The sequence below is a fragment of the Actinomadura vinacea genome, assembly GCF_039532545.1.
GTDB classification, from domain to species: Bacteria; Actinomycetota; Actinomycetes; order Streptosporangiales; family Streptosporangiaceae; genus Spirillospora; species Spirillospora vinacea.
This window is the reverse complement of the sequence record NZ_BAAARW010000011.1, coordinates 339,519-363,493: the sequence shown is the minus strand read 5'-3', so window position 1 is coordinate 363,493 and position 23,975 is coordinate 339,519. Positions and strand designations below refer to the sequence as shown.

19 protein-coding genes and 1 pseudogene are annotated in these 23,975 nt (G+C 70.7%); 10 read left to right on the top strand and 10 right to left on the bottom strand.

Annotation, left to right across the window (positions count from 1 at the left end; genetic code table 11):
- Positions 1-31 precede the first annotated feature (31 nt).
- The 5 genes from ABD340_RS13360 to ABD340_RS13340 form a co-directional block, all read right to left on the bottom strand.
- Positions 32-787: an SDR family NAD(P)-dependent oxidoreductase gene (locus tag ABD340_RS13360; protein WP_344589200.1), complete on the bottom strand. Its 756-nt coding sequence runs from the start codon at positions 785-787 to the stop codon at positions 32-34.
- On the bottom strand, positions 784-1,617 hold the full coding sequence (locus tag ABD340_RS13355; RefSeq protein ID WP_344589199.1) for a TauD/TfdA dioxygenase family protein: 834 nt from the start codon (positions 1,615-1,617) through the stop codon (positions 784-786). Before ABD340_RS13355 ends, ABD340_RS13360 begins: the two co-directional genes overlap by 4 nt.
- A gap of 13 nt (positions 1,618-1,630) precedes the next feature.
- The gene (locus ABD340_RS13350) at positions 1,631-1,972 is read right to left on the bottom strand and encodes a hypothetical protein (RefSeq protein ID WP_344589197.1); all 342 of its coding nucleotides are present in this window, start codon (positions 1,970-1,972) and stop codon (positions 1,631-1,633) included.
- Positions 1,972-3,273, bottom strand: a complete 1,302-nt coding sequence (locus tag ABD340_RS13345) for an aromatic ring-hydroxylating oxygenase subunit alpha (RefSeq protein WP_344589196.1) — start codon at positions 3,271-3,273, stop codon at positions 1,972-1,974. Before ABD340_RS13345 ends, ABD340_RS13350 begins: the two co-directional genes overlap by 1 nt.
- 79 nt (positions 3,274-3,352) lie before the next feature.
- The gene (locus tag ABD340_RS13340) at positions 3,353-4,213 is read right to left on the bottom strand and encodes an enoyl-CoA hydratase/isomerase family protein (protein WP_344589194.1); all 861 of its coding nucleotides are present in this window, start codon (positions 4,211-4,213) and stop codon (positions 3,353-3,355) included.
- A gap of 70 nt (positions 4,214-4,283) precedes the next feature.
- Between ABD340_RS13340 and ABD340_RS13335 the strand changes: the two genes are divergently transcribed.
- The 7 genes from ABD340_RS13335 (at position 4,284) to ABD340_RS13305 (ending at position 12,883) form a co-directional block, all read left to right on the top strand.
- Positions 4,284-5,243, top strand: a complete 960-nt coding sequence (locus ABD340_RS13335; RefSeq protein ID WP_344589193.1) for a TIGR03621 family F420-dependent LLM class oxidoreductase — start codon at positions 4,284-4,286, stop codon at positions 5,241-5,243.
- Positions 5,244-5,259: 16 nt separating this feature from the next.
- Positions 5,260-6,720, top strand: coding sequence for an aldehyde dehydrogenase (locus ABD340_RS13330; protein WP_344589191.1), 1,461 nt, complete (start codon positions 5,260-5,262; stop codon positions 6,718-6,720).
- Positions 6,713-7,915: a CaiB/BaiF CoA transferase family protein gene (locus ABD340_RS13325; protein WP_344589190.1), complete on the top strand. Its 1,203-nt coding sequence runs from the start codon at positions 6,713-6,715 to the stop codon at positions 7,913-7,915. The genes ABD340_RS13330 and ABD340_RS13325 overlap by 8 nt, the downstream gene beginning before the upstream one ends.
- A complete protein-coding gene (locus ABD340_RS13320; RefSeq protein ID WP_344589189.1) occupies positions 7,915-8,826 on the top strand; it encodes an HpcH/HpaI aldolase/citrate lyase family protein in 912 nt (303 codons plus the stop codon). The genes ABD340_RS13325 and ABD340_RS13320 overlap by 1 nt, the downstream gene beginning before the upstream one ends.
- Before the next feature lie 44 nt (positions 8,827-8,870).
- Positions 8,871-9,512 carry a nicotinamide riboside transporter PnuC gene (gene pnuC, locus ABD340_RS13315; protein ID WP_344589188.1) on the top strand — a complete coding sequence of 214 codons (642 nt, stop codon included), beginning with the start codon at positions 8,871-8,873 and terminating at the stop codon, positions 9,510-9,512.
- Entirely contained in the window at positions 9,509-10,597 is a 1,089-nt protein-coding gene (locus ABD340_RS13310; RefSeq protein WP_344589187.1) for an AAA family ATPase, read from the top strand. Before pnuC ends, ABD340_RS13310 begins: the two co-directional genes overlap by 4 nt.
- Positions 10,598-10,684: 87 nt before the next feature.
- On the top strand, positions 10,685-12,883 hold the full coding sequence (locus ABD340_RS13305; RefSeq protein WP_344589185.1) for a DUF4132 domain-containing protein: 2,199 nt from the start codon (positions 10,685-10,687) through the stop codon (positions 12,881-12,883).
- A 1-nt stretch (position 12,884) separates the two neighbouring features.
- Here ABD340_RS13305 and ABD340_RS13300 read toward each other — a convergent pair whose 3' ends face one another.
- Both ABD340_RS13300 and ABD340_RS13295 read right to left on the bottom strand, forming a co-directional pair.
- Entirely contained in the window at positions 12,885-13,679 is a 795-nt protein-coding gene (locus tag ABD340_RS13300) for a putative hydro-lyase (RefSeq protein ID WP_344589183.1), read from the bottom strand.
- A gap of 8 nt (positions 13,680-13,687) precedes the next feature.
- Positions 13,688-14,916: pseudogene (locus tag ABD340_RS13295) on the bottom strand (NRAMP family divalent metal transporter).
- A gap of 120 nt (positions 14,917-15,036) precedes the next feature.
- On the opposite strand from ABD340_RS13295, the gene ABD340_RS13290 reads away from it, so the two are divergent.
- Both ABD340_RS13290 and ABD340_RS13285 read left to right on the top strand, forming a co-directional pair.
- The gene (locus tag ABD340_RS13290) at positions 15,037-15,729 is read left to right on the top strand and encodes a GntR family transcriptional regulator (protein ID WP_344589181.1); all 693 of its coding nucleotides are present in this window, start codon (positions 15,037-15,039) and stop codon (positions 15,727-15,729) included.
- Between the two features lie 112 nt (positions 15,730-15,841).
- Positions 15,842-17,119, top strand: a complete 1,278-nt coding sequence (locus ABD340_RS13285) for an erythromycin esterase family protein (RefSeq protein ID WP_344589179.1) — start codon at positions 15,842-15,844, stop codon at positions 17,117-17,119.
- Here the strand turns inward: ABD340_RS13285 and ABD340_RS13280 are convergent.
- Complete coding sequence (locus ABD340_RS13280; protein WP_344589178.1) at positions 17,116-17,523, bottom strand: hypothetical protein; 408 nt, start codon at positions 17,521-17,523, stop codon at positions 17,116-17,118. The two genes, ABD340_RS13285 and ABD340_RS13280, sit on opposite strands and share 4 nt — an antisense overlap.
- Positions 17,524-17,587: 64 nt before the next feature.
- Here ABD340_RS13280 and ABD340_RS13275 point away from each other — a divergent pair, with 64 nt between their 5' ends.
- A complete protein-coding gene (locus tag ABD340_RS13275) occupies positions 17,588-18,067 on the top strand; it encodes a nucleoside deaminase (RefSeq protein ID WP_344589177.1) in 480 nt (159 codons plus the stop codon).
- On the opposite strand, the gene ABD340_RS13270 is transcribed toward ABD340_RS13275, so the two are convergent.
- Positions 18,064-20,838 carry a beta-galactosidase gene (locus ABD340_RS13270; RefSeq protein WP_344589176.1) on the bottom strand — a complete coding sequence of 925 codons (2,775 nt, stop codon included), beginning with the start codon at positions 20,836-20,838 and terminating at the stop codon, positions 18,064-18,066. The genes ABD340_RS13275 and ABD340_RS13270 overlap by 4 nt on opposite strands.
- A 12-nt stretch (positions 20,839-20,850) precedes the next feature.
- Positions 20,851-23,910, bottom strand: a complete 3,060-nt coding sequence (locus ABD340_RS13265) for a glycoside hydrolase family 3 protein (protein ID WP_344589175.1) — start codon at positions 23,908-23,910, stop codon at positions 20,851-20,853.
- Positions 23,911-23,975: the final 65 nt, after the last annotated feature.

Genomic DNA, 23,975 nt, shown 5'->3' with positions numbered 1-23,975 from the left:
CATGGAACGCTATCCGCGGACAGGGTGGCCATCAGGTGTTGCGACCACCGTTCACGCCCATGATCTGACCGGTCACGTATCCCGCCTCGTCGGACACCAGGAAGGAGCACGCGGCGGCGATGTCCTCCGGGCGGCCCGGCCGCCGGACCGGTGTCGCCTGGGCGATGTCGGCGACGGTGCCGGCGAACATCCCGCGCCGCTCCGACTCCCTGAGCATCGGGGTGTCGATGAAGCCGGGCGGGATGGTGTTGACGGTGATCCCCTTCGGGCCGAACTCCAGGGCCAGCGCCTTGGTGAACCCGATCACCCCGGCCTTGGCGGCGACGTAGTGGGCCATGTACTGCTGGCCGCCCTGGGCGCTGGAGGAGGAGATGTTGACGATCCGGCCCCACCCGGCCTCGATCATGTCGGGCAGCACGGCCCGCGTGCAGTAGAAGGGGCCGTCGAGGTTGACCGCCATCATGCGGCGCCACTTCTCGTCCGTGATCGACATGAACTCCCGGAATCCGGTGATGCCGGCGTTGTTGACCAGCACGAGCACGGGTCCGAGCGCGTCCCGCACGGTCCGCACGGCCGCGTCGACGCGCTCGCGGTCGGAGACGTCGACGCCGCCGACGGCGATCGCCTCGCCGCCGTCGCGCCGCACCTCCTCGGCGACCGCCTCGGCGCTGCCGGCGTCGAGGTCGACGATCGCGACCGCCAGCCCGTCCGCGGCCAGGCGGTGGACGATCGCCCGTCCCATGCCCGAGCCGCCACCGGTGACGACGGCCGTGCGCCGCCCGCTCACTGGACCGCTTCCTCGCCGGCGAGGCTGGTGCGGTGCATCAGCCGCGAGGACGTCTCGGCGTAGGGCTGCGCCCGGTGGAGCATCCCGGTGTTGTCCCAGATGACCAGGTCGCCGGGGCGCCAGCGGTGCCGGATCGTGAACTCCGGGCGGGTCGCCCACGAGAGCAGTCGGTCCAGCAGTGCCCGGCCCTCCTCAGGGTCGCCGCCGACGACCTCGCCCGCGGTCGCGCCGATGAGGAGCGATTTGCGGCCGCTGCCGCGCGTCCACACCAGCGGGTGCTCGCGGGACGGGACCTTGGCCCAGGCCGCGCGCTCCCGCGGGTCGGGGTCGGGGTACACGAGCGACTGCGAGGCCGCGAAGCTGTGCACGACCCGGACGTTCTCCAGTTCGCGCTTCTCCTCGTCCGGCAGCGCCTCGTACGCGGCGTAGGTGTTGGCGAACTCGGTGTCGCCGCTGCCGTCGTCGGACACCTGGCGCGCGGTGAGCAGCGTCGCCTTGTTCGGGAGGGTGTCGGTGGTGCCGTCGATGTGCCAGAAGAAGGTCGCCTCGCGGTAGGCCGCGAGCTTGCTCTTGGACGCGTCGCGGGTGATCCGCTGGATCTCCGGGCGCTCGTGGCCGCCCATGGCCAGCGGCACGACCTCGCCGAGGAGGCGGCTGAACTCGACGAGGTCGTCGTCGCCGATGTCGGCCTCGCGGTAGATCACGACGCCGTAGCGGTCCAGCGCGGCGCGGCACTCGTCGGCCACGCCGCGGTCCACGAGCGCGCCGCCGCGCAGGCCGGCGATCTCGACGCCGGTGGTGGGCCCGATCGGGCTGGTGGTGATGGGCATCGGACGCTCCCGCTCAGACCGCCGGCTCGGCGGTGGTGTTGAAGAAGGCGGCGCCGGAGTCGGGGATGCGGGGCTGCAGGAACACGTTGACCGCGTACGAGGCGAGGATCATCGAGTAGAGGAGCCGCAGCAGCCGCGTCGCGTCCTCGGGCAGGTCGGCCATGTCGAGCCCGTTCAGGTACTCGATGGCCTCCTCCGCGCGCGGGGCGATGGCGTCGTAGAACTCGGCCAGCTCGTCGAACGACTTCGACAGGCGCATGTCGTAGCGTTCCTGCCGGGTGGGCAGCGCCCAGTCGGCGACGTAGGGCTCGAGGTCGGAGAACGCCTCGGGCAGGGTGCGGGCGGTCGTCGGCATCAGTCCTCCTGCTGGGCGTCGGCCTGGTATGCGGCGACGGTGTCCCGGACGGTCTTGTGGAACTTGCGGATGAGCAGCTCCTGGTCGCTCAGGTGGAACTGCTGGTTGGCGCGCGACGACAGCCCCGAGTGCGTGGCCTCGATCGTGTTCACGTCCTGCATGGCGAACTCGATGGTGCTGTCGACGACGAGTTCCTGGGCGAGCCGTTCCGCGGCGTTCTTGGGCGGCACGAAGTAGAGGTCGATGTCGTAGGTGTGCGAGCCGACCGACTCGGGCCAGTAGATGTAGGTGATGTAGAAGCCGCGGGCCCAGATCTGGACCGAGAGGTTCGGGAACAGCCAGAACTGGTCGTTGCCCCAGGACTTGATCTTTCCCTTGTTGAGGAACTCGGGGAGCGGGCCGAGGTCGGGCACGTCGTCCGGGCCGAAGAGCCCGGCCCTGAACAGGCGGTAGACCCACTTCTGGTCGCGTACCGCCGGGCCCGCCGTGCCGGGCTCGCGCGGCGGGAGCGGCGGCGGGCCGGGCACCGAGGTGAGCATGTGCGGCGTGAAGAGGTCGTAGTGGTAGGCGTCCACCGGCGGGACGAGCTTCTCGGCCTTCGAGACGTCGCGGTCGATGAAGCGGGCGTGCACGTACGGCGGGTGGTACCACTCGCAGACCGAGTCGACGGCGAGCTTCCAGTTGCCCTTGATGGGCGCCGAGAACCCGTAGTGCTGCGTCATCCGGTGGAACGGGTAGGCCTCCAGTTCGAGGATGCGGTCGCCGAGGAAGGCCCGCAGCGGGACCGGGTCGGCCGAGAGGTTGACGAAGATGAAGCCGGCGAACTCCTCGCAATGCACCGGCGGCATCCGCAGGGATTCCTTGTCGAGGTTGAAGAACTCGGCCTCGTTCGTGACGTGCGTGACCCGTCCGTCGAGGCCGTACCGCCACCCGTGGTACTTGCAGGTGAACTCGCGGCACGACCCCTTGGACTCCTCCTGCGGGTGCTCCTGCCACACGACCTTGTTTCCGCGGTGCGCGCAGACGTTGTGGAAGGCGTTGACCGTCCCGTCCCGGCGGCGGGCGACGACGATCGAGGCGAACCGGCCGGGCAGTTCGCGGGTGAAGAACGTCCCGGGTCTCGGCAGTCGCTCGGAGCGGCCGACGTACAGCCATGACCGCCTGAAGACCGCCTCCCGCTCGGCCTCGAAGAACTCGGGCGAGATCGAGTCCTCGTAGCTCACGGGCTCGGTGTCGAGGTCCTGGTAGCCGGGGGTGAACTTGCCCTTCCCGGTGGCCAGGCGCTGCTGCAGCTCCGTCATGCCGGTCTCCCTGTGGTCGCGTTCCGCCGATACTAGTCACATTTTCGGAGAACGAACAATATTCTGCCTTACTTTGTCCTTATCGCCGCTTCCAGGGCTCGTCGTCCCAGGCACGGTCCAACGGCTCCATCCCGCCTCCGAACGGGAAGAACTCCTGCTGGGCGTAGGTCTCGCGGGCGACGCCGTGGCCCAGCTCGTCGAGGTACGCCCGCTTGAGGTTCTGGGTGAACAGCTGCCGTGTGTAACGCAGCACCATCGGGGGGCGCTTCACGAGTTCGCGGGCGAGTTCCCAGGCCCGGTCGAGGACCTGGTCCTTCGGCAGGACCTCGTTGACCGCGCCCCACTCCATCGCCTCCCGCGCCCCCAGCTTCTTGCCGGTGAGCAGGAAGTAGCGGGCGCGGTTGTGGCCGACGAGGTGACTCCAGATCACGTGCTGGCCGTCGCCGGGGACCTGGCCGCGCGGGAAGTGCGACACGTCCTGGAACCACGCGTCCTCGGAGGCGAGCACGATGTCGCCCATCAGCGGGACCTCGGAGTGGATGTTGCACGGGCCGTTGACCACGCTGATCATCGGCACGTCCACGTCGAGGACGTTCATCTGCAGGTTGCGGTTGTACCAGGCCTTCTCGTCGAGCTTGTGGAGCCCCCTGACACCGGGCATGGCGTCGTAGATCGGCGGGTCCGGCAGCCCGCCGCCGGGCAGGCTGCCCCAGTCGGCGTTGTAGTTCTCCCCGGTGCCGGTGTGGATGAGGACCTTGATCTCGCGGTCGCCGGAGACGTCGGCGAAGGCGTCCGCCATGTCGTCGTGCGACTTCCAGTCCCACACCAGGCTGCCGCCGTCGGTGTGGCACTGCATGAGCAGGATGCCGTCGTCGCTCAGCTCGAACCGGTAGTTCGGGTACTCGTCCTTGTAGTCCTTGTACCTCGTGCGCTTGACCATGGACGTCCCTTCGTCGACGGGGGGGTGGCGCGGCGTCTGTTCGGCAGACTATTGTCGAGCGATGACAAATATGCCTCCTTTTCGCTTCGCCGTCCAGGCGACGAAGGCAACGTCGGCGGCGCAATGGCGCGACCTCGCCCGCAAGGTCCAGGATTTGGGCTACGCGACGCTGTTCGTGTCGGACCACTACCTGGGGCCGGGGCCCGCGGCCCGCGAGTCGCGGCTGCCGCCGCAGCACCTCGCGCCGATCGCCGCCATGGCGACGGCCGCGGCGGTGACCGAGACGCTCCGCGTCGGCTGCCGCGTCTTCTGCGCCGACTACCACGTGCCCGCCGTGCTCGCCAAGGAGGCGGCGACGATCGACCTGCTGTCGGACGGGCGGCTGGAGTTCGGCATCGGCGCCGGCTGGAGCGAGCTGGAGTACCGGGCGATGGGGATCCCGTTCGCACCGCCCGCCCGCCGCGTCGACAAGCTCGAAGAGGTCGTCGGCCTGCTCAAGGCGCACTGGGGCGGAGAGCCGCTGGATCTGCACGGCGAGTTCGCGACCGCGGCGGGTTATTCGGGCCTGCCGCGGCCGGTCCAGAGCCCCCGCCCGCCGATCATGATCGGCGGGGCGCGCAAGCGCGTCCTCTCGCTCGCCGCCCGCGAGGCCGACATCGTCAGCATCAACAACGTGCCGTTCGACGCGGTGAACGACGCCGGCCGCACCCCGGCGCAGGAGGCGGCGCACCGGATCGGGCTCGTCCGGGACGCGGCCGGCGAGCGCTTCGCCGAGCTCGAGGTGGAGAGCTCGCCCTTCTTCACCGCGATCACCGACGACCCCGGCGCCGCGGTCACCCGCGTGGCCGACCGGCTCGGGGTACCGAAGGCCGGCCTCATCGAGCACCCCAACGTACTGATCGGCTCGCTCGAGGAGGTCGTCGAGCGGCTCCAGGAACGGCGCGAGGTGTTCGGCGCCTGCTACATCAGCGTCCAGCAGGGCGAACTGGAGCGGTTCGCGCCCGTCGTCGCCCGGCTCGCGGGCAAATAGCAAGGAAGGCAGCAGAGTGGATCGGAAACGGCTGTTCATCGGCGGGGAGTGGGCCGCCCCCAGCACCGACCGCGTCATCGAGGTCGTCTCACCGCACACCGAGGAGGTCGTGGCCACCGTCGCCGGCGCGGCCCCGGCGGACGCCGACCGGGCCGTGGCGATGGCGCGCACCGCGTTCGACGAGGGCCCGTGGCCCCGGCTCGACCCCGCCGAGCGGGTCGAAGCCATCCGCAGGCTCGCCGGGATCTACCGCGGGCGCCGCAAGGAGATGGCCGAGCTCATCACGAAGGAGATGGGCTCCCCCATCAGCTTCGCCAAGTTCTCTCAGGCGACGCTGCCGATGGTGCTGCTCAACGCCTTCGCCGACATCGCCGGCACGATCGACTGGGAGCGGGCGCGCCCCGGGCACTACGGCCAGGACGTGCTCGTCCGCAAGGAGCCGGTCGGCGTCGTCGCAGGGATCGTCCCCTGGAACATGCCGCAGTTCCTGCTCATCGGGAAGATCGCGCCCGCCCTGCTCGCCGGGTGCACGGTCGTCGTCAAGCCGTCGCCGGAGACGCCCCTGGACGCGCTCCTGCTCGCCGAACTCGTCGAGGAGGCCGGGCTGCCGCGGGGCGTCGTCAGCATCCTGCCCGCGAGCACCGACGTGGGCCGCCACCTGGTGTCCCACCCCGGCGTCGACAAGGTGTCCTTCACCGGCTCCACGGCGGCCGGCCGCGAGGTCGCCGCGGCCTGCGGCTCCGCGCTCAAGCGGGTGAGCCTGGAGCTCGGCGGGAAGTCGGCCGCCGTCGTGCTCGACGACGCCGACCCCGCCGCCGTCGCCGAAGGGATCAAGGTGGCGGGCCTGATGAACAACGGCCAGGCCTGCGTCGCGCAGACCCGCGTCCTCGTCCCGGCCGCCCGGCACGACGAGTACGTCGCCGCGCTGGAGGGCATGGTGACGGCGCTCCAGGTCGGCGACCCCGGCGATCCGGCCACCGAGATCGGCCCGCTCGTCGCACGGCGCCAGCAGGACCGCGTCCGGGGCTACATCGACGACGGGGTGCGGGCGGGGGCCAGGCTCGTCGCCGGCGGCGCCGCACAGCCGGACGGGCTCGGCCACGGCTGGTACATCCGGCCGACCCTGTTCGCGGACGTCGACAACCGCATGCGGATCGCCCAAGAAGAGATCTTCGGCCCGGTCCTGTCCGTCATCGCCTACGACGGCGAGGAGGAGGCCGTCCGGATCGCCAACGACTCCGACTACGGGCTGTCCGGCTCCGTCTGGACCGCGGACGCCGACCGCGGGCTGCGGGTGGCCCGCGGCGTCCGCACCGGGACCTTCGGGATCAACCAGCCGTACATGATGGACCCCGCCGCGCCGTTCGGCGGCATGAAGGCCAGCGGCATCGGGCGCGAACTCGGCCCCGAGGGCATTTCCGGCTACCTGGAGTCGAAGTCCATCTCACTGGCTCCCGCGGAGAGCCGGGATGCCTGACCCGCAGGGGCCGCTGCACGGCCTGCGCGTCATCGAGGCGGCCACCCTCGCGGCGGGCCCGATCGTGGCCACCGGGCTCGGCGAGTTCGGCGCGGAGGTCATCAAGATCGAGCAGCCGGGCACCGGAGACCCCATGCGCACCTGGGGCGACCGCCGGGACGGGATCGGCCTGGTGTGGAAGAGCATCAGCCGGAACAAGAAGTGCGTGACCCTCGACCTCCGCAGGCCCGCCGGCCAGGAGCTGCTCCACCGGCTGCTGGACGCCGGCGACGTGCTCGTCGTCGGCAACCGGCCGAGCGCGCTGGAGCGCTGGGGGATCGACTACGAGGCGGTGCACGCCGCGCATCCGCACATCGTGTACGCCCACATCAGCGGGTACGGGCGGGGCGGCCCCAAGAGCGACCGGCCCGGGTACGGAACGCTCGCCGAGGCGATGAGCGGCTTCGCCCACACGACCGGCCAGCCCGACGGGCCGCCGACGCTTCCGCCGTTCATGCTGGCCGACGGCGTCGCCGGCATGGCGGCGACGTACGCGGTCATGATGGCGCTCTACCACCGCGACGTGCACGGCGGGGGCGGCCAGCTGGTGGACGTCAACCTCATCGAGCCGCTGTCCCGGCTGCTGGAATCGTCGACGCTGGCCTACGACCAGCTGGGGATCGTCAAGGGCCGGATCGGCAACCGGCTCGACGCCAGCGCCCCGCGCAACGCCTACCGCACCTCGGACGGCGGATGGCTGGCGATATCGAGCGCGTCGCCGAGCATCGCGGTGCGGGTCTTCCGCGCCATCGGGCGCCCCGACCTGGCGGAGCACCCCGACTACGTCGACCCCGTCCGGCGGCAGGAGCGCGCGGTGGAGGTCGACGGGCTGGTCGCCGACTGGGTCGCGCGGCGGACCCTCGACGAGGCCATGAAGGTCTTCGAGGCGGCCGAGGTGACCGCCGCACCCGTGTACGACGCGCCGGGGCTGCTGGCGGACGACCACCTGCGCGCCCGCGGCATGTTCCTGCCGGTGGACGACGCGGACTTCGGCCGGGTGACGGTGCAGGCGCCGGTGGCCCGGCTCAGCGAGACGCCGGGGCGGGTCCGGCACCTCGGCCGCCCGCTCGGCGCCGACAACGACCACGTGTACGGAGAGCTGCTCGGCCTCGGCCCGGACGAGATCGGGCGGCTGCGGACGGAAGGGGTCATCTGATGGGCGAGCCGCGAGCGCGCCGGTCCGAGCTGGCGACGCCGGCGAGCAACGAGCGCATGTGCGAGAAGGCGGCGGGCTCCGGCGCGGACCTGGTCTTCCTCGACCTGGAGGACGCCTGCGCCCCGCCCATGAAGGAGCGGGCGCGCGGCATCGCCGTCGACGCGCTGACCGGGCTGGACTGGGGGCGCACGGTGCGCGCCGTCCGCGTCAACGGGCTCGACACGTCCTGGTGCCACGACGACATCATCGAGGTCGTCACCGGGGCCCGCGAGGCGCTCGACGTGATCATCGTCCCGAAGGCGCGGACGGCCCGCGACGTCTGGTGGGTCGACGTCCTGCTGACCCAGCTGGAGGACAAGCTGCGGCTGCCGAAGCGGATCGGTCTCGAGGTGCTCATCGAGGAGGCGGAGGGGCTCGCGAACGCGACCCGGATCGCCCGCGCGAGCCCCCGGACGGAGGCGATCATCTTCGGCGCGGGCGACCTGTCCGCGTCGATGCACGCCAGGGTGGACGGCAACTTCGACCCGGTCGGCGACTACCCCGGCGACTTCTGGCACTTCGCGCGGGTCCAGGTGCTGACCGCCGCCCGCACGGCCGGGATCGACGCCATCGACGCGCCCTACCCGGCGTACAAGGACGTCGAGGGGTACCGCAGGGCCGCCGTGCACGCCGGACTGCTGGGGTTCGACGGCAAATGGGCCATCCACCCCGACCAGGTGCCCATCGCCAACGAGGTCTTCGCGCCGACGCCCGAGGAGGTCGCCGAGGCCAAGGAGGCGATGGAGGTCTACGAGGGCGCGACCGCCGAAGGCACGGGCGCGATCGGCCGCGACGGCCGCCTCGTCGACGCGGCCCACATGCGCCTGGCGGCCAACGTCCTGCACAGGGCCGCGCTGGCGAACGGCGGGTGACTGTTATCGTCTCTCTGACGATTTAAGACCCCCGGGAGCCGTCCATGACGCTGCACGATCTGCTCGGCCCGCTGCTCCAGCCCGCCTTCCACTTTGGAACGGTCCCCACCACCTGGGCCGAGCTGCTCGGCTTCGCCACCGGCGCGGTCAACGTCTGGCTCGTCGTCCGGCAGAACATCCTCAACTGGCCGATCGGCATCGCCAACGTGATCCTGCTCGGCCTGGTCTTCCTGGACGGCGGACTGTACGCCGACGCCGGTCTCCAGATCGTCTACATCGCGCTGCAGTCCTACGGCTGGTGGGTCTGGCTGTACGGCGGCGAGGGCCGCGACGACCTGCCGGTCACCCGCACGTCCCGCGACACCTGGATCGCCCTCGCCGCCGCGGGCGCCGCCACCACCGCGCTGCTCACCTGGACGCTGACGGCCTGGACCGACTCCACCGTCCCGTTCTGGGACGCCCTCACCACCGCCCTGTCCCTGATGGCGATCTACGGCCAGTCCCGCAAGCTGCTGGAATCCTGGTGGATCTGGATCACCGCGGACCTGGTCTACATCCCGCTCTACTTCCACAAGGACCTGAAGCTCACCAGCGCGCTCTACATCATCTTCCTGACGCTGTGCGTCCTCGGCCTGAACGCCTGGCGCGACGACCTGCGCGCCCAGGCCGCCCCGGCGCCCGCATGACGCACCGGCACGGGCTGGTGATCGGCAAGTTCTACCCGCCGCACGCCGGCCACCACCACCTCATCGACACCGCCGCCGCGGCCTGCGACCGGCTCACCGTCATCGTCGCCGCGTCCACCGTGGAGAGCATCCCCCTCGCCCTGCGCACCGCCTGGCTCCGCGAGACCCACCCGCAGCCGCACGTGGAGATCGTCCCGGTGGTGGACGACCACGAGGTCGACTACGGATCCGAGGACGCCTGGGACGCGCACGTCACCGCGTTCCGCGGCGGCCTCTCCGCCCCGGTCGACGCCGTCTTCTCCTCCGAGGCCTACGGCCCCGAACTGGCCCGCCGCCTCGACGCCGGGCACGTCCCCGTCGACCCGCACCGCGGCCGCTTCCCCGTCAGCGGCACCGCCGTCCGCGACGACCCGATCGCCGGCTGGCCGTTCCTCTCCCCGCCGGTCCGCGGCCACCTCGCCCGCCGCGTCGTCATCGTCGGCGCCGAGTCGACCGGCACCACGACCCTCGCCCGCGCCCTGGCCGCGCACCTGGCCTCACGCGGCGGCGCCTGGACCGCGACCCGCTGCGTCCCCGAGTACGGCCGCACCCACACCGAGGAGAAACTCGCCGCCGCCCGCCGCGCCGCGAACGACCCGTCCCTCTGGCTGGACGACCTCACCTGGACGCCCGCCGACTTCACCCTGATCGCCGAACGCCATTTGGCCCTGGAAGACGCCGCGGCCCGTACCGGCTCACCCGTCCTGGTCTGCGACACCGACGCGTTCGCCACAGCCCTCTGGTACGAGCGCTACCTGGACGAGCCCGCGCCCGAGACGTTCCACCGGCACAACGATCGCCACCACCTGTGGATCGTCACCGACCCGTCCGGCATCCCGTTCGAACAGGACGGCTGGCGAGACGGCGAATCCATCCGCGCCTGGATGTCGGCCCGCTTCCACGACGAACTGGAACGCCGTGCCCTCCCCCACATCACCGTCACCGGCCCGCACGAATCCCGCCTGACCCAAGCCACCGCCGCGGTAGACGCCCTCTTGGAAAAAGGCTGGACCTTCGCGCCGCCCCTCCCCGTCAACGAGTCATGACCCCCGTCCGAACAACGTCACCCCGAGCATCGGCACCCCACCCTGAACCGAGACGCTTGTCGGCGGGCGCGCCTACAGTGTGGGCGCATGAATGATCTTCTCCGCGCCGTTCCGGACGTGCTCGTCGATCCGCCGTGGGCGAGGGCGCCGGAGAACGAGTCCGCACCGATCGCCATACCGGGGCTGACACCTCCCGCACCCGGTCCGCTCTCCTGGAAGGAAGGCGAACAGGAGCGGTGGATCAGGATGGCCGGCCTCATGGTGTTCGTGCACTACCCGGACGATGATCCGTTCTGGGACGGGGCGCGGGCGCGGTTCCTGTCTGGGGAGACGGACTTCGCGCACCAGGCGAAGCAACTGGTGTTCGGGCCGGAGCGGGCGTTCGCCGACCTTCTTCCGTTGTTCCTGGAGCGGGCCGAAGAGCCCTCGAGGTGGCAGGGCATCAAGCTGTACGACCTCGATGATTACGAGCTCAAGCCGCTGGTGGGCCGCTACGGCGTGCGGGTGCGCGATCTGGTGTTCCGGGCCGCCAAACGGCGGCCCGCGGACTATGGCGAGTCGCTGCTCCCCTACCTCGACGTCGAGGTCGCGCAGGTGATGGTGGACTGGTTCGTCCGGCTCAAGGCGGCCAACGAGGTCGCTCGCGAGTGGCTGCTGCGGCACGGCCTGGACGCCGTTCCCCACCTCGTGCCCGACGCGGTCGGCAGGCGGCGCGCGGCGCGGGACAAGGCCGTGGCCGGGCTGCGGCTGATCGCACAGGAGTACGGCCGGGACGCGGTCGTCAAGGCCGTTCGCGTGCACGGTGACCAGGCCGCCGACGCGGTGTCAACGCTGGTGGACGCCGGCGCCCCCGCCGTGCCGGTGAAGGCGCCGAGGATTCCGAAGTGGTTGGACGTGGCGACGCTCCCCCGTCCGGCGACGACGGCGGGCGACCTGGACGACGCCGCGGTCCATAACCTCGTGGGGTTGCTGATGCTGTCGGCGGAGACGGCGCTGCCAGGGCGGGAGGCGATCCGGACGGCGTGCGAGGGGCTCCCGGAATTCGCTTGGGCGATCTTCGAGTCGTGGCGGGCGGCGGGCGAGCCGAACGGGCACGCCTGGGTGCTGACCCAGCTGGGCGAGCTAGGCGACGATGGGACGGCGCTGCGGGCGGCGCCGCTGGTCCGGGAGTGGGTCTCGGCGCGGAAGCACCTCAAGGCCGCCCAAGTGGTCGAGGACGTCCTGGCGAAGATCGGCACCGACTCCGCCCTCGTCCAGTTGAACCTCATGACGCGCCGGTCGTTCCCCGGCGGGGCGCGCGAGGACGCGCGGCTGGCGCTGCTGGACGCGGCACGGATGCGCGGGCTCACAGAGGATCAGCTCGCCGACCGCCTCGTACCGGACCTCGGCCTGGACGCCGGCGGGACGCTGACGCTGGACTACGGGCCGCGGCGGTTCGTGGTCGGCTTCGACGAACAGCTCAGGCCGTTCGTGACGGACGAGGACGGCAAGCGGCGCAAGACGCTCCCCAAGCCCGGTGTGAAGGACGACCCCGAGCTGGCACCGGCCGCCCACCGGCGCTTCACCGCCATGAAGAAGGACGTCCGCACCATCGCCGCCGACCGGATCCTCCGGCTGGAGAGCGCGATGGTGACGAGCCGCCGCTGGACGGCCGACGAGTTCCAAGCGTTCGTGGTGACGCACCCGCTGGTACGGCATCTGGCGCAGCGGCTGGTCTGGACGGCCGGTGCGGACGCGTTCCGCGTCGCCGAGGACGGCTCGTTCGCCACCGTCGAGGACGACGCGTACACGCTGCCCGAGGACGCGTCGGTCGGCGTCGCGCATCCGCTGCACCTCGACGTCCCGGCGTGGTCGGAGGTGTTCGCCGACTACGCGATCCTGCAGCCGTTCCCGCAGCTCGCGCGTCCTGTGGCGGTACTGGACGCGGAGGAGCGGGACGCACGGCGGCTGGTCCGGTTCGAAGGCCGCACCGTCCCGTTCGGTGCGGTGCTCCGGTTGGCGAAGCGGGGCTGGGAACGGGCCTACCCGCAGGAGAGCGGGGTCGAGCCGGGGATCTTCCGGCCGGTCGACGAGAAGCTCCACGTCGCCGTGGAGCTCGATCCGGGGATCGTGGCGGGCGAGCCCGACAGCTTCCCCGAGCTGAGGATCCGGCGCGTGCAGGTCGTCACCGACCTCGGCAAGTGGTGGTGGAACGACGAGCAGGATCCGCACGCACCGCACCTCGGCGACCTCGACCCGCTGATCGTTTCGGAGGTGCTGGTCGACCTTGCGGCGCTGAGCCGGTAGGTCACGGGACGATGTAGTCGCAATCGCGGGCGTCGGTGATGGCCATGTGGCCGGGGGCGTGGCCGATGGCGAACTTGGGGCGGGAGGCCATCACGGCGGCCTGCGGGGTGACGCCGCAGGCCCAGAAGACGGGGACCTCGCCGAGGCGCACGTCGACGGGGTCGCCGAAGTCGGGGGCGTCGAGGTCGGCGATGCCGAGTTCGGACGGGTCGCCCACGTGCACGGGTGCGCCGTGCACGGACGGGTAGCGGGCGGTGACGCGGACGGCGTCGGCGACCTGTTCGGCGGGGATCGGGCGCATGGACACCACCAGCGGGCCGCCGATGGCTCCGGCGCGGCGGCAGGGGCGGCTCGTCCGGTACATGGGGACGTTGCGGCCCTGCTCGATGTGGCGGACGGGGACGCCCGCCCCGAGGAGGGCGTTCTCGAAGGTGAAGCTGCAGCCGATGAGGAAGGCGACCAGGTCGTCGCGCCAGTATTCGGTGGCGTCGGCGACCTCCGCGACCGGCTCGCCATGCTCGTAGACGACGTAGGCGGGCAGGTCGGTGCGGAGGTCGCCGGCGAACACGCGGGTCGAGACGGCTCCGGGCTCGGTCACGTCCAGGACGGGGCAGGGTTTGGGGTTGCGCTGGGCGAACAGCAGGAAGTCGTAGGCGTGCTCGCGCGGCACGGCGATCAGGTTGGCCTGGGTACGGCCCGCGCACCAGCCCGCCGTGGGCACGCTCAGCCCGGCGCGGAACAGGGCGCGGGCCTGGTCGGGCGTCAGGACGGCGGGGTCGAGGGGCCGGTCGGTCATGACGTCACCTAGCTCCAGAGGTCGGGGATCTTGGTCAGCGAGTCCCAGCTGAGGTAGAGGGTGAGGACCCAGGCGGCGGCGCCCAGGGACAGCAGCCAGGCCGGGTAGCGGTAGCCGCCGAGGAGGTCGCGGCGGCGCCAGGCGACCCACAGCACGACGCCGAGGCCGACGGGCAGGATCAGGCCGTTCAGCGCGCCGGCCAGGATCAGCAGGTTGACCGGGGTGGTGCCGAGCGACAGGTACAGGACGGTCGACAGCGCGATGAAGGCGACGACCAGGCGGTTGCGATTGGCCTCGATCCAGGAGGAGAACGAGACCAGGAACGACACCGAGGTGTAGGACGCGCCGATGACCGAGGTGATCGCGGCCGACCACATGATCAGGCCGAAGACGCGCAGCCCGGCCTCCCCGGCGGCGTGCTCGAAGGCGGAGGGGCGGGGTTGGCGGCGGCCAGCTTGGCGCCACCGGCGACCACGCCGAGGACGGCCAGGAACAGCAGCGCCCGCATCGCGCCGGTGATGAGGATGCCGGCGACGGAGCTGCGGGTGATGCCCTTGACGTTCTCGGCGCCGGTGAGCCCGGACTCGATCATGCGGTGCGCGCCCGCGTAGGTGATGTAGCCGCCGACGGTGCCGCCGATCAGGGTGGTGATGGTGAGGAACTCCACCTGCTCGGGCGCCACCGTCTGGACGAGGGCGTCGCCGATCGGGGGCGCGGAGACGATCGCGACGTACAGCGTCATCCCGATCATGACGACGCCGAGCACGATGACGATCCGGTCCATCGCGATCCCGGCGCGGCGGCTGAGGAAGACCGCGATCGCGACCAGCGCGGAGATCGTCCCGCCGATCTTGACGTCCAGGCCGAGGAGGGCGTTGAGGCCGAGCGCGGTGCCGGCGACGTTGCCGATGTTGAAGATGAGGCCGCCGATGATGTCCAGCCCGGCCAGCAGGTAGCCGGCGCCGGGCACGACGCTGTTGCCGAGGTCCTGGGCGCGGCGGCCGGAGATGCCGATCACGCGCCAGACGTTGAGCTGGATCGCGATGTCGACCAGGACCGACACGAGGATGGCGAAGGCGAACGCGGCGCCGAGCTTGGCGGTGAAGACCGTGGTCTGGGTGATGAAACCGGGTCCGATGGCGCTGGTGGCCATCAGGAACATCGCGCCGATCAGGGCGCCGCGATGGGATTCGGCCGCTGACGCCGCCGGCTTGTCGAGCGCAGTGCGGTCGGTCATGTCGCTCCTCTTTTGGAGGGTACGCTTCCCAGCAGAGTAAATATCGTTCAACAATCCTGCAATCCTCGGATTGATAAGTTCAGCGATACGCTGGTCCCATCCCTGTCCGAAAGGAGACCGATGCCCGCGCAGGAGACCTGGATCGGCAGAATCGAGGCGGCGCGCGGCGAGCTCGACCGGTCGAGCACCGCCGCCCGCGTCGCCGGGCTGCTGCGCGAACAGATCACCGACGGGCTGCTGGCCCCCGGCGAGCGGCTGCCGGAGGCCGAGCTGTGCCGCGCCGCCCGGGTCTCGCGCAACACGCTGCGCGAAGCGTTCCGGCTGCTGGTTCAGGAACGGCTGCTGGAGCACCGCTTCAACAGCGGCGTGTTCGTCCGCCGGCTGAGCGTGGACGACCTGGCCGACCTCTACCGGGTGCGGCGGATCCTGGAGTGCGCGGGCGTGCGGGAGGCCGCCGCCGCACCGCCGGAGACCCTGGAACGCATCGAGGCCGCCGTCGTCGAGGGCGAGCGCGCCGCCGAGGCCGGGCACTGGCCGCAGGTCGGCACCGCCGACATCCACTTCCACCAGGCGGTCGGCGCGCTGTGCGGCAGCCCCCGGGTGGACGAGGCCATGCGCACCCTCCTGGCCGAGCTGCGGCTGGTGTTCCACGAGATGGGATCACCGCGCGAGTTCCACGAGCCGTACCTGGCCCGCAACAGGCTGCTGGCCGACATGATCGCGCAGGGCGAGTCGCACGCCGCCGAGCGCGAACTGCTGTCCTACCTGAACGACGCCGAGGCGCAGCTGACCGAGGCGTACCGCGGCCGGTAATGTGTCGACCATGGCGTTCTGCCGCCTCTTGCTCTGACCCGCTCCAGGAGCGCCGCGCGTGGCCGCGCTCCCCCTGTGACGACGACAGCACTCACCTTGGAGCGGTTTTCCCATGCCTGAAAACAATGCCCGCGTTCGCCTCGCCGACTGGATCCGCGCGAACGGCGCCACACTGGACACCCTCGACCCCGAGGCGCCGCTGGACGACCTGGAGCCGCTGCGCGAGATCATCGGCGACGCCCGCGTGGTCGCCCTGGGCGAGGGCTGCCACTTCGTCCGCGAGTTCACCACCGCCCGCCGCCGCATCCTGCGTTTCCTCGCCGAACGCTGCGGGTTCACCGCGCTTGCCTTCGAGTTCGGCTTCGCCGAGGGTACGGCCCTCGACCCCTGGCTGCGGGGCGAAGGCGAGGAGGCCGACCTCGCCGGGTTCGGCGGGACCACCTCGTCCGGAGTGACCGGGGAACTGGCCCGCTGGCTCCGGCGGCACAACACGACCAGCGCGCATCCGCTGCGCTTCCTGGGCGTGGACGTCCCGCAGGCGGGAGGGACGCTGCGTCCCGCCCTGGAACCGGTGGCGGATTACCTCCGCGAGGTCGACCCGGAGGCCCTGCCCCTCGTGGGGACGACCCTGGAGATCTCCGACCGGTACGCCGGCGGATCGGTCGCCGTGGCGGCCCCGCGCTGGGCGGACTTCGACCGGGCGGACCAGAACGCGCTGACCGCGGCGCTGAGCCGCCTGATCCTGCGTGCCCGCGCCCTCGAACCGCTCTACATCCAGCGCGGCGGCCGGCAGGGCTACGAGGTCGCCCTGCGCCACATCGAGGCGGCCTGGCACGCCGACTACATGGTCGGCGCCCTGAACGGCATCTTCACCGGCACCGGTCTCCCGGCCGACACCTCGGTGCGCGACCGCTACATGGCCGACACCCTGCTCTGGCACCTGGACCGCCTGGAACCTGACGCCCGCGTCGTGGTGGCGGCCCACAACAACCACATCCAGAAGACACCCGCCGAGTACGACGGCGAGCTCTTGGCCTTCGTCATGGGCCACTACCTCGCGGACGCGCTAGGCGACGACTACCGCGCCATCGCGATGACCCACACCGCGGACAGCGTCCCCGAGATGAACCCCGACGGAAGTCCCGAGGTCGGCTTCTCGCTCGTCGAGACACCGCTGGCCCCGCCTACCGCGGGCAGCGTCGAGGCCGCTCTCATCGACGCCGGTCTGGGCGGCGCCATCACGCTCACCGACCTCCGGCACGCGCGCGGCACCGCGTCCCCCAGCGGCATCCGCAGTCAGAGCGCCGAGATGGCCATGCCCGTGCCCGAGGCGTTCGACGCCGTCCTGACCACCCCGACCGCGACGACCCACTTCACGACGGCCTTCTAGCTCTTTGACGGGGAGCCGCAGGCCGGGTAGCCGACCGGCGGCTTCCCGGAGGGCGAGTCTCCGGGCCGCTCGACCCGAACGGTCGCGCCGCTCTTCGCACGGATGGTGCGGTCCCCCAGCGGCGCCTTCAGCCTCACCGCCTTCGACGACGAGATCGCCATGAGGATGCGGGCTTTGTCGGACGGGTAGCGAACGCGCAGGTCGATGATGACTCGATCGTCGAGCTCGGTGACCCGTACCTTGGTGATGTCGCCGACGCCGGTTTCGAACCGCAGATCGAGGCACCTTCCGTCGGCCGACACCACGGCCTTGGACGGGTCGACGGGCTGCCAGTCCGTTCCTTCCGTGCAACCGCCCAGGACCAGCAGAGCCAGGAGCACTGAGGCGAGATAGAGAAGTCTCATGGAGAGATCCCCCTCTACGGGGCTTCTACCAGCATGGCACGGCGTTGTGGTAGGACCTAGGCCCATGGTGGATGAGGTTGCGCTCCGGCATCTCCAGCGGTGCGTCGAGCTGGCTGAGCAGGCGCTGGAAGCCGGGGAAGAGCCGTTCGGGTCCGTACTGGTGGGCGGGGACGGCACCGTCCTGGCCGAGGACCACAACCGGATCGTCTCCGAGGGCGACGAGACCGCGCACCCGGAGTTCGCGCTGGCGCGCTGGGCAGCGGCGAACATGACCGCGGAGGGGCGGGCGGCCGCGACCGTCTACACCTCGGGCGAGCATTGCCCGATGTGCGCGGCCGCCCACGCCTGGGTCGGGCTGGGCCGGATCGTGTACGCGCACTCCTCGGCCCAGCTCACGACCTGGCGGGCGGAGTTCGGTGCGGCGCCGTCGCCGGTCCGTCCGCTGCCGGTCCAGGAGGTCGCCCCCGGCGTGGTCGTCGAGGGTCCCGTCCAGCGGTTCGAGGAGCGGATGCGCGAGCTGCACCGCCGGCTGCATTCCTCCTAACGGGATGTGCGGTGGTTGGCGACCGGGCGCAGGCTCGGCTCCCCCAGGGTCGACTTCTCTTCGGCGATGACGGCCAGGGTGAGGGTGTTGGGACCGCGCGTTCGCAGGATTCCGGAGGGCAGGGTGAAGTCGCGCTGGACGCCGCCGGAGACGTACTCACCGACGTTCCATCCGTTCAGGTAGATCAGGGCGCGATGCCGGCCGGTTCCGCCGCCGAAGCGGAGGGTCAGCGGGACGTCCTGATCGCTGGGCAGGCCGAGGCGGAAGTCCGTGCTCGACCAGGACACCCCCGGCCCGATGGGCGGAAGGCCCGGCCGGCCTGAGGGCATGCGCAGATGCCAGCCTTCGCGTTCGCCGTGGAGGCCGCCGGTGTTGAGCGGGCCTCGGACGGAGTCGGCCGTGCCGCCCTGGATCCGCCAGGTGATCGGGGACGTGGTGACCGAGGCGCCGACCAGGCCCCTGGGTTGCTTGTGGCGTAAGTCGTCGGCCGTCCAGTCGTCGTTGTGGCCCATGTTCTCCACCAGGACGGACAGGACCGCCGGCTCGCCCTTCGTGAGGAGGCCGGACGGGACGGAGAACTTGCCGGGCCCTGGGTCCGGGTTGACCGGGGCGTCGGAGTCCTTCTGTTCGCCGCCCGCGGCCGAGCCCAGGTAACGGCCGTTGAGCCACACCTGGTAGACGCCGCCTTTGCCGGTAATGGCGTTGAGGTCGACGGACGTTTCGGAGCCGGTCGCCCTGAAGCGACCCCTGTACCAGACGTGACCGTGGTGGTAGCCGTAGTCGTCGGCGTACAGGACGGGCAGTGTCTTGGGTTTGATCGGGCTGATGGTCGCGGTCTTGTCTGCGACGGTCCAGCGGGAGTCGTCGTAGGCAGGGTCCGCCTCGGGGGCCTCCGTACGGGTGCGCCAGCCGTTCAGGAGCGGGACGTGGACGGGTCTGGGTCCCGGGGCTTTCCCCAGGAGTGAGCCGCTCGGTGTAGTCCGGGTGTGGACGTGCTGGTGGTTGAGCGTGATGCGCTTGGCCGTGGTGAAGGCTTCGATGTCGGCGGGCTTGGATGTGTCGGCCCGTATAGCCAGTGTCGAAGCGTTGAGCCGGGCCGAACGCACCAGGTCTGTGCCGCGCAGGAGCACATCACCGGAACGCCAGAATTTCGCCGCCTCCGCATCGGTTCCCAGCAACAGCAGGAGAGGACGGCGACCGCCGTCGGTGATGAGGACGCGCACCAAACCGCTGTGCGTGTAATCGAGATTCAGGTCGCCGTTCCTGTACGACGCCCGTACATCGCCTTCCAGAACCCTCACCTTGGGGCGTGATGAATACCGGAGGACGGTCTTTCCTGGGATGCCGTCCGTTCCATAAAGGACGGCCACGTCACGGCCGCCGGAAGTGGTGTGCGTGAGGATTTCCGACGTGGACAGGGCGAGACGCTGACCGCCCATGTCGTAACCCGCCACGAGGATTTTCGCGTCCCGTCCCTTGAGCCGGACAGGTACGGAGTGCGTTCCGTCCGGGGTGTTCCAAGTGAGCGTGGACGTCTCGTCGGCGTTGGTCTTGCGGTCCGGGTGGCGTACCAGAACGAACTGCGTCCCAGTGTCAGGGTTGGCTCGGGCCTCGGTGTGGACGGCGGCGCTGGACGAGACAGGTGCCGTCGCAGTGTCGGTCTTGGTCAGCGGGGTCACCGTGGTGACGAACAGCCCCTGCCGCTTGAACTCGTCGTACTTCGTTGTGAGCTGCCGGTTCTCCGTTATGGGCGCGCCATAGTCGTAAGAGGTGTAAACGTCGTTGGGTTGGGCGAGACGTCCCCAATTGGTGCCGCCGAATGCCATGTAGTAGCCGAACATGGTGGCACCCGAGGCGATGAGGTTCGACTTGTAGTAGACCTTCATGAAGGCCGGGCCGGTCAGCTCGCGGCACTTCTCGTAGCCCGCGTTGTTAAGGTCGATGGCCCCGGCCTGGTATTCGGCCCCGTACGCGGGAGCCGTCTGGCTCAGGCGTTCGGTCACGCCTTCTCCCCAGGTGCCCCAGGTGTCGGGCTCCCGGCATTCGAATGATTGCGGGTAGTCGTCCACTCCGGGAATTTGCACGGCGCCCTGTCCTGTCGCCCAGGTGGGGGTCCAAGACGCGTCGCAGCACTGGTTGTGGGTGATGGGCACGTTGATGCCCGCGTTCCGTGCCTGCCGCTGGATGTCCTCCATATAGGCGGCGTCGGTGTTGGCGGCGTATTCATTCTCCGCGTTGTAGGCGATGACGGAGCCGCCTCGGGTTAGCTGATGCCGGGCGATGATGGGGTTGATGTGACCGAGCCACTCCCGGTACGCCTTCGTGTAGCCGGGGTCGCTGGAACGGGCCCGCCCCGGCACGTTCTTCAGCCAGGCGGGAAAGCCGCCTCCGGTCGTCTCTGCGTTGATGTACGGCCCCGGACGGGCCACCACGTAGAGTCCGAGCTCTTCGGTGAGGCGCAGCAGGCGGTCCACGTCCCGGACACCTTTGAAGTCGTACACGCCTGGCCTGGGCGAGTGGTAGCCCCAGCTGAAGTAGAGCGAGACGCCGTTGAAGCCGGCCGCCTTGATCTTCTCTAGGACGTCGCGCCACAGCTCTGGGCTGGGTAGCCGGAAGTAGTGGAGCTCCCCCGACCAGAGCAGTACGCGGCGTCCGTCCACGGTGAGCGAGTACTTGTCGTAGGTGATTCGGCTCGCCGCTTCAGCGGAGGCCGCCGGTGGAACCGACATCATGGTAAGGGCGAGCAGGAACGCGATGAGGATCCTCTTCATCCTGTGCCGCCCCTACCGGGTGAAGGAGAAGGAGCTCAGCCGCACGTCGCCGCCGAACACCAGGTAGACGTCCTGGCGGCCGGTCGCGCCGCTGACGGCCGCGGTGAGGTCCCGGTAGGCGTACCTGTCGCCGGTGGACGGCACGTTCACCGTGCCCGCGAGCCGCCCCGCCGGCCCGCCGAGCCGCACCTGGACGGTGGTGCCGCCCGCGCTCTCCTTCGCCGCACGCACCTTGACGCCGCGCAGGCCGGAGCGCAGATCGGCGCCCGCGAACCTGATCCATCCGCCCGCCCCGGCGGCCACCGCGTCACCGCTCGCCTTGGTCTCGTCGACCAGTTCGGCGCCCCGGTGGTCGTCGAAGTCGGCGGCGCGGGTCGGCCTGGCGAGGTCGCGCGCCGGCACCGTCTCGCCCCGCACGCTCAGCGAGCCCCGCTGCCTGATGTCGGACGACGAGGCGCCGACCATGACGTCGTGCTCGGAGTTCTCGACCGTCCACTTGTTGCGGGTCACGTCCCAGTGGGCGAGGTCGGAGACGCGGAAGTCGAGCGTGACGGCGGCGGTGCGTCCCGGGGCCACGCGCACCTTCTCGAACGCGCGGAGCTGCTTCACCGGCTGCTTCACCCTGGAGGTCTTCTGGTGCGTGTAGAGCTGCACCACCTCATCGGCCGCGACCTTGCCCGTGTTGGTGACGGGCACGGTCACCGTCACCGTGCCGCCCTTGTTCTGGACGCGCGGCTTGCCGTACTGGAACGTGCTGTAGGAGAGCCCGTGCCCGAACGGGTAGAGCGGCGCGCCCTTGAAGTACAGGTACGTCCGGTCGGACTTGATGATGTCGTAGTCGAGGATGTCGGGCAGGTCCTTGTCCGACCGGTACCACGTCTGCGGCAGGCGCCCGGACGGGCTCGCGTCGCCGAACAGCACCGACGCCAGCGCGTTCCCCGTCTCGGCGCCCGCGTGGCTGGACCACAGGATCGCCGGGACGTTCGCCTGCTCCCAGTTCAGCGTGGTCGGGTAGCTGTTCTCGACGACCACGACCGTGTTCGGGTTGGCCTTCCTCACCGCCTTGACCAGCTCGGACTGCCCCTCGGCCAGCGCCGTCGCCGTCCGGTCGTGGTTCTCGCGGCCGTTGATGAACGGCATGCTGCCGACCACGACGACCGCCGCGTCGGCGCCCGTCGCCGCCTTCACGGCCTCGTCCACGCCGCTGCGGACGACCTCGCGGGTGAAGGTGGTGGCCTCCTCCTTCGTGCCCAGCAGGAGGGTGCCGTCGGCGGCGGTCCTGGCGTAGATCTTGTCGGGCTCGGCCCAGCTCTCGGACTTCTCGTACCCGGCGTACCGGAGGAGGTAGCCGTCGCCGCTGGGCTCCAGCTTGAACATCTGCTGGACGAACCAGCCCGCCGGCTGCGCCTGGTCGTTGGCGAACATGTCGGTCCAGCTCCCGTCGGGCTTGACGTAGCGGCCGACGGTCTTGCCGTTGGCGGCGTTGCGCAGCGTCATGACGCCCTGGCCCCAATCGAACACGTCGAACTGGGCGGTCGCGTCCGCGGTGGGCGATGACAGCTTGAGGAGGTCGCCGTCGGCGTCGGCGCCGCCGGTGACGTACTTGCCGGTCCCGGGGTCCTTGAGCGCGATCCGGTCCACGCCCTCGGTGCCCGCGACCGTGCCGTGCGTGCCGAGCCGCCGCTTGATCCCGTCCAGCGGCGTGACGCGGTACGGCAGCGCGCCGGAGTACCAGTCGGTGTAGAGGGTGTCGGAGAGCGGACCGACGACCGCGACCTTGCCGGTCTTGGCGGCGTCCAGCGGAAGGGCCTCCGCCTTGCCCGGCAGCGCCTGGTTCTTCAGCAGGACCATCTGCTCGGTGGCGGCCTGCCGGGCCAGCCGCCGGTGCTCGGGGCCGTCCACCACGTCCTTGGTGATCTTCCCGTACGGGCCGCCGCCCGGGTCGAACTCGCCCAGCCGCACCCGCAGGTCCAGGATGTGCCGGACGGCGGTGTCCACGTCCCGTTCGGCCAGCAGGCCCTTGCCCAGTGCCTCCTTCACGGCGGCGATCGTGATCTCGGACTTGGTGTCGTCGGTGGTGAAGCTGTCCACGCCCGCCTTGAGGGTGGCGGCGTCGGCCTCGGCCAGCGTGCCGTAGTACTTCTGCGAGCCGACCAGGTTGTTGGGACCGCCGGCGTCGGTGACGTTGAAGAGCGTCCTGTCCGTCCAGGAGCGCACGACGTCGCGGGCGTCGGCGTGGGCGGTGGCGGGACGGCCGTTGACCAGGTTGTACGCGGTCATGATCCCGGTCGCCGCGTCCGCCGAGACCGGCAGCTTGAACGGGACCTCGTCGTACTCCTTCTTCACCCGCGGCCGCAGGCTGGAGGAGGTCTGGTCGCGCCGGATCTCGTTGTTGTTGGCCAGGTAGTGCTTCAGGACGGGCGCGGCCTTGAGGCGGCGCGGGTCGTCGCCCTGGATGCCCCTGCCGTACGCGGTGGCGAGCAGGCCGCTGAGCAGGGCGTCCTCGGAGTAGCCCTCCTCGTTGCGGCCCCAGCGCGGATCGCGCAGCAGGTTGACCACGGGCGCCCAGAGTTGCAGGCCCCAGACGTCGGAGTTCTCCTTGTTGTAGCCGCGCGCCTCGGTGCCGACGGCCGAGCCGACCTTCTTCATCAGGTCGGGGTTCCAGGTGGCGCCCAGGCCGACCGACTGCGGGAACACGGTCGCGGTGGCGGTACGGACCGCGCCCGGGTTCGGGGTGGAGTTGACGTCGGTCGACCAGGCCAGCCCGTGCAGGGCCTCGGTGCCGGTCTTGAACCGCTTGATGCCCAGACGGGGGATCGCGGGCTGGTACTGGTGCAGCAGCGAGATCTTCTCGTCCAGGGTGAGCCGCTTGAGCAGGTCGTCGACGCGGGCGCCGACCGGCAGGCGCGGGTTCTGGAACGGGTGGGTCTCGCGGGCGGCGGCCGGCGCGGCGGTCAGCGAGGCGGCCAGGGCGGCCGCGGCGAGCGCGGGGATGAGCGGCCGGCGCGCGAACCGGCGGTACCGGGCCCCGGGGTGATCTGTGCGGGGACGTCGACGTTCGTCAGGCAGCACGACTTCTCCTCCATAAACCCAGCCCCCGATGACGGCGATGATCGAAGCGCTTCGATTCACGGCGC